We start from the raw sequence: 5,395 nt of genomic DNA on the forward strand, positions 1-5,395 counted from the left end.
CGCGCCCACGGACGCGCCCGCCGACGAGGTGAGCGAGGTGCCCGCCGTCGGCGGCCGGTGAGACCGGCGCGGTCGCGGCCGGGCCGGCGCCGGCGGCGCAGGACGCCCCGTCCGCGCAGTCCGCTCCGGACGGCTGCCCGACCCACAGCGCCAGCGCCCAGATCGCGCCCAGGACCCCGGCGGCGATCAGACCGGTCCGCAGCAGCAGCCCGCCACGCCTCGACCCCTCGGCCTCGTCCTCCTCGGAATCTGGGGCGTTGCGCCAGCCCGAGCCGAGGAAGCCGCGCGGATCGGTGTCGCCGTCGCTCACCGGATCCTCCGACTGGAATTGCGCGGTGCGTCCGGCGGCGTAGTAGTCATCGTGGTCGGCGTGGTCGGCGGGGGTCAGCGCGGGCTGGTCCGGCCGCCAGTCCTCCGACAGCACGTCGCCCTGGTCGCCCGGCGCGGCGCCGAGAGCCTGCTCGTCGTGCTCCTCGGACCAGAACCGGTCTCCCTCCCCGCCGTGCCGGCCCTCGCCGGTGATGTACGGCCGGCTGAGCGAACCGTCCTGCTCGTAGGCGTCCTCAGTGGCCGGGTCGCGCATGAAGGTCCTTCCTCGGTGGGCTTTTGGGTCATGTCCCAATAGCGTCCGTTCCTAGCACTTGTCGACACGTCCTGTCTGGAAATTTCACAACAATCGCTGGAAGTCTGCTTGTCATCGGCGCAACAACCCTGCAAACCCATCGGACTTGACGGGATTCCTGGAACGGTCTTTAATATCGACTAAACCGACTGACTTGGTAGGATTCTCTCGGAATAGAGGACACGGCATGAGAGTGCGCAGGCTCGGGGCCATCGCAGCCGCCGTCATGGCGACGACCACCCTGGTCACCGCCTGCGGGGGAGACAGCAACGCCGGCGGGGGCGACGGCGGCGGCAACAAGGTCCGGTTGGCGCTGGTCGCCTACTCCACCCCCCAGGCGGCGTTCGAGGACATCATCAAGGCGTTCCAGAAGACGCCCGAGGGCAAGAACATCACCTTCACCCAGTCGTTCGGCGCGTCCGGCGACCAGAGCCGAGCCGTGGCGAACGGCCTCAAGGCGGACATCGTCGAGTTCTCCCTGGAGACCGACATCACCCGGCTCGTCAAGGCCGGCATCGTCGCGGAGGACTGGAACTCCGGTCCCACCGCGGGGATCCTCACGAAGTCCGTCGTCGTCATCGGCACCCGCAAGGGCAACCCCAAGGGCCTCAAGACCTGGGACGACCTCGTCAAGCCCGGGGTCGAGGTCATCACGCCCAACCCGTTCACCTCCGGCGCCGCCCGCTGGAACCTCCTCGCGGGTTACGGCTACAAGTCGAACAAGGGCGCCGACCAGGCGGCCGGGCTCACGTACCTCGACTCGCTGCTCAAGAACGTGCCGGTCCAGGACGACAGCGGCCGCAAGGCGCTGCAGACCTTCACCGGCGGCAAGGGCGACGCGCTCCTCACGTACGAGAACGAGGCCATCTTCGCCCAGCAGAACGGCCAGGAGCTGGACTACGTCATTCCGGACTCCACGCTCCTGATCGAGAACCCGGTGGCCGTGACCAAGAACAGCGCCCACCCCGCGGAGGCCGCCGCCTTCCTCAAGTACCTCTACTCGGTCGAGGCTCAGACGATCTTCGCCAAGAACGGCTACCGCCCGGTCGTCGACGGCGTGACCGGTTTCGACTGGCCCGCCCCGCCGCAGCTGTTCACGATCCGGGACCTCGGCGGCTGGGACAAGATCACGACTGAGTTCTTCGACTCGAAGACCGGCAAGGTCGCGGAGATCGAACGCAAGCTCGGCGTGGCGACGGAGAAGTGACGACCGAGAAATGAGACGGTCACGCGTGGCCGGCGGCACCGCCGCCGGCCTCGGCATCGCGGTCCTGTATCTGAGCCTTATCGTGCTGATCCCGCTGGCCGCCGTGGTCTGGCGTTCGACGGACGAGGGACTCGGGTACTTCTGGCGCTCGGTCACCACCCCCGACGCCTGGGCCGCACTCACCCTGACCATCGGCGCCTCGGCGCTCGTCGCCCTGGTCAACCTGGTCATGGGCACGGTCATCGCCTGGGTGCTGGTCCGCGACCGATTCCCCGGCCGGGCCGTGCTCGACACGATCATCGACCTGCCGTTCGCCCTGCCGACCATCGTCGCCGGTCTCGTCCTGCTCTCGTTGTACGGCCCGCAGTCCCCGCTCGGGATCAACCTGGCCTACAGCAGGGCCGGGGTCGTGCTGGCGCTGATGTTCGTCACGCTGCCGTTCGTCGTCCGTACGGTGCAGCCGGTGCTGCTGGAGCTCGACACGGAGATGGAACAGGCGGCGGCCTCGCTCGGCGCGAAGCCGTTCCAGACCTTCCGCCGGATCATCCTGCCGAACCTGATTCCCGCCATGCTGTCGGGCACCGCCCTCGCCTTCACCCGGGCGATCGCCGAATTCGGCTCGACCGTGCTCATCTCGGGCAACCTGCCGTTCAAGACGCAGGTCGCGGCGGTGAACATCTTCAGCCAGATCGAGGGTGACAACACCACGGGCGCGGCCGCGATCTCGACGGTGCTGCTCGTGGTGGCCCTCGTGGCGCTGATCACGCTCGACGTCCTGCAACGCTGGGGGAGCCGCCGTGGCTAAGCACGTCCTGCGCCTGGTCGCGGTCGCCTACGTCCTGTTCCTGCTGGTCCTGCCCGTGGGACTGATCGTCTGGCGGACCTTCGGCGACGGTCTCGGGCCGTTCGCCGAGGCGCTGACCTCCCCGTCGGCCCTGCACGCGTTCAAGGTGACGCTCACGGTCGCCGGCTGGTCCGTCGTGGCCAACACGGTCTTCGGGGTCGGCGCCGCGCTGCTGCTCGTCCGGCACGAGTTCCCCGGCAAGCGGCTGCTGGGGGCGTTCATCGACCTGCCGATGGCCGTCTCGCCGGTCGTCGTCGGGCTCGCGCTCATCCTCGTGTACGGCCGTTTCGCCCCCGTCGGGGGCCTGCTGGAGAGCTGGGGAATCCAGGTGATCTTCTCCACCCCCGGCATGGTGCTGGCCACGGTCTTCGTGGCGCTGCCGCTCGTCGTACGGGCCGTCGTACCGGTCTTGGAGGAGCTCGGCGACGAGCAGGAGCAGGCCGCGCACACGCTGGGCGCCGGCCGCCTCCAGGTGTTCACCCGCATCACGCTGCCCGGCATCCGCTGGGCCCTCGGCTACGGGGTGGTGCTCTGCCTGGCCCGTTCGCTCGGCGAGTACGGCGCGGTCGCGGTGGTCTCCGGCCGCCTCGTGGACCAGACCCAGACGCTGACCCTGTTCGTCGAGGAGCGGTTCCAGAACTTCGACCAGCCGGCCGCGTTCGCCGCCGCCACGGCCCTCGCCCTGATCGCCGTGGTCACCCTGCTGCTCACCAAGCTCCTGCGCCCGAAGGATCGGTCTCATGGCAATTGAGGTACGCGATGTGAACAAGTCGTTCGGGGCCACGCCGGTCCTGCACGACGTGTCGCTGGACGTCGCCGCGGGGTCGCTCACCGCGCTGCTCGGCCCGAGCGGCGGGGGCAAGTCGACGCTGCTGCGGGTGATCGCCGGCCTGGAACGGCCCGACACCGGCACGGTCCGGATCTCCGGCGTCGACGCCACCCGGCTGTCCCCGCAGCGGCGCAACGTCGGATTCGTGTTCCAGCACTACGCCGCCTTCAAGCACCTCACGGTCTTCCGCAACGTGGCCTTCGGGCTGGAGATCCGCAAGCGGCCCAAGGACGAGATCCGCAAGCGCGTCATGGAGCTGCTCGAACTGGTCCACCTGGAGAAACTGGCCGACCGCTACCCCTCCCAGCTGTCGGGTGGCCAGCGCCAGCGCATGGCCCTGGCCCGGGCGCTCGCGGTGGAGCCCGAGGTGCTGCTGCTGGACGAGCCGTTCGGCGCCCTGGACGCGCAGGTGCGCAAGGAGTTGCGGGCGTGGCTGCGCCGGCTGCACGACGAGGTCCACGTCACCACCGTGTTCGTCACCCACGACCAGGAGGAGGCCATCGAGGTCGCCGACACGATCGTGGTGCTGGCCGGGGGCGAGGTCGTGCAGGCCGGCAGCCCCGGCGAGGTGTACGACAACCCGGCCAACCCGTTCGTCATGCGCTTCCTGGGCCCGGTCACCGAGCTCGGCGGCAACCTGGTCCGCCCGCACGACATCGAGATCAGCCAGGACCCCGTCGAGGGCGGCTCGCCCGCCGTGGTCTCCCGCGTCGTACGGCTCGGCTTCGAGGTGCGCGTGGAGGTGGAGATCGGCGGGCAGGAGGCGTGGGTCCAGGTGACGCGGGAGCAGGCCGACCGGCTCGATCTCGGGCCGGGCGACATCGTGCATCTGCGGCCCGCGCCCGGCGCCCGGTCCCTGGCCCTCGCGCTGTGACGGACGCTGTGTGAGACATGCGGCTTTCCGTACGGACCCAGTACGCCCTGCGTGCCGCCGCCGAACTGGCCGCGGCGGCGCCGGGGCCGGTTCCGGCCGAGCGGATCGCGGCCGCGCAGCGCATTCCGCGGCGGTTCCTCGACAACATCCTGCTGCAGATGCGGCGGGCCGGCCTCATCAACAGCCAGCGCGGGCCTGACGGCGGCTACTGGCTCGCGCGGCCCGCCGAGCAGATCACGCTCGCCGACGTCGTCGTCATCATGGAGGGGGCGCCGCAGGACAGCGAGGGTTTCCACGGCGTCGCCGCACCGCTGGGCTACGTCTGGACGGCGCTGCGCGACCACGAGCAGGCGACGCTCACTGAGGTCACACTCGCCCACATCGCGACGGGAGCACTGCCACCCCTCTGATCCCGGTTTGTGCAAGACTCCGCTATGGGTACTGCTGGGCAGCTCATCGTCGGGCGATACCGGCTGGTCCGCGCCCTCGGCCACGGCCGCGCCGGGCTCGTGTGGGAGGGCCGCGACACGCTGCTCGACCGTCCCGTCGCGATCCGCGAGGTCCTGCTGCCCCCCGACCTGGGCGAGACCGCGCGGCTGCGGCTCGTCCAGCGGATCTCCCGCGAGGTCCGCCAGGCCGAACGGCTGCGCCACCCCCACATCGCCGCCGTCCACGACGTGGCCGAAGAGGACGACACGCCGTACGTCGTGACGGAACTGGTTCCCTCGCGCTCGCTCGACGGGGTGGTCTCCGGCGACGGACCCCTGCCCCCCGCCGAGGCCGCGCGCATCGCCCGCGCGGTGCTGTCCGCGCTCACGCACGCCCACGCGGACGGCTTACGGCACGGCGACGTACGGCCCGCCAACGTGCTCCTCGCGCACGACGGGCGGGTGCTGCTCGCCGACTTCGGCGTGGCGATCCCGGCCACCGACCCGGCGTTCGCCCGCGCTCCGGAGACCGGCGACCGCGGGCCCCGTACGTACCTCGCCCCGGAACGGGCCGCCGGCGGCCCGCGCACG

General features: G+C 70.7%; 7 protein-coding genes. 6 read left to right on the top strand and 1 reads right to left on the bottom strand.

Going from position 1 to position 5,395, the window contains the following annotated elements; translation table 11 throughout:
* Nucleotides 1-583, bottom strand: a 583-nt coding sequence (locus tag AB0J39_RS37950; protein ID WP_363473814.1) for a hypothetical protein, incomplete at its 3' end; no start/stop codon positions are given.
* A gap of 226 nt (nucleotides 584-809) precedes the next feature.
* On the opposite strand from AB0J39_RS37950, the gene AB0J39_RS37955 reads away from it, so the two are divergent.
* The 6 genes from AB0J39_RS37955 to AB0J39_RS37980 form a co-directional block, all read left to right on the top strand.
* Nucleotides 810-1,829 (top strand): sulfate ABC transporter substrate-binding protein, encoded by a 1,020-nt coding sequence (locus tag AB0J39_RS37955; RefSeq protein ID WP_363473815.1) that lies wholly within the window; start codon nucleotides 810-812, stop codon nucleotides 1,827-1,829.
* 10 nt (nucleotides 1,830-1,839) lie between these two features.
* Nucleotides 1,840-2,634, top strand: coding sequence for a sulfate ABC transporter permease subunit CysT (cysT, locus tag AB0J39_RS37960; protein ID WP_363473817.1), 795 nt, complete (start codon nucleotides 1,840-1,842; stop codon nucleotides 2,632-2,634).
* Nucleotides 2,627-3,424, top strand: coding sequence for a sulfate ABC transporter permease subunit (locus AB0J39_RS37965; RefSeq protein WP_363473818.1), 798 nt, complete (start codon nucleotides 2,627-2,629; stop codon nucleotides 3,422-3,424). Before cysT ends, AB0J39_RS37965 begins: the two co-directional genes overlap by 8 nt.
* Nucleotides 3,414-4,376 (top strand): TOBE-like domain-containing protein, encoded by a 963-nt coding sequence (locus AB0J39_RS37970; RefSeq protein ID WP_363473820.1) that lies wholly within the window; start codon nucleotides 3,414-3,416, stop codon nucleotides 4,374-4,376. The genes AB0J39_RS37965 and AB0J39_RS37970 overlap by 11 nt, the downstream gene beginning before the upstream one ends.
* Before the next feature lie 17 nt (nucleotides 4,377-4,393).
* Nucleotides 4,394-4,786 carry an Rrf2 family transcriptional regulator gene (locus AB0J39_RS37975; RefSeq protein ID WP_363473822.1) on the top strand — a complete coding sequence of 131 codons (393 nt, stop codon included), beginning with the start codon at nucleotides 4,394-4,396 and terminating at the stop codon, nucleotides 4,784-4,786.
* 24 nt (nucleotides 4,787-4,810) lie between these two features.
* Nucleotides 4,811-5,395, top strand: a 585-nt coding sequence (locus tag AB0J39_RS37980; RefSeq protein ID WP_363473824.1) for a serine/threonine-protein kinase, incomplete at its 3' end; no start/stop codon positions are given.

This window comes from Microbispora sp. NPDC049633 (assembly GCF_040675265.1).
Taxonomy (GTDB): domain Bacteria; phylum Actinomycetota; class Actinomycetes; order Streptosporangiales; family Streptosporangiaceae; genus Microbispora; species Microbispora maris.

Excerpts from the sequence above, each read along its gene's own strand:
- AB0J39_RS37955 (WP_363473815.1), top strand. The coding sequence starts at position 810 with ATGAGAGTGCGCAGGCTCGGGGCCATCGCAGCCGCCGTCATGGCGACG.
- cysT (WP_363473817.1), top strand. The coding sequence starts at position 1,840 with ATGAGACGGTCACGCGTGGCCGGCGGCACCGCCGCCGGCCTCGGCATC.
- AB0J39_RS37970 (WP_363473820.1), top strand. The coding sequence starts at position 3,414 with ATGGCAATTGAGGTACGCGATGTGAACAAGTCGTTCGGGGCCACGCCG.
- AB0J39_RS37975 (WP_363473822.1), top strand. The coding sequence starts at position 4,394 with ATGCGGCTTTCCGTACGGACCCAGTACGCCCTGCGTGCCGCCGCCGAA.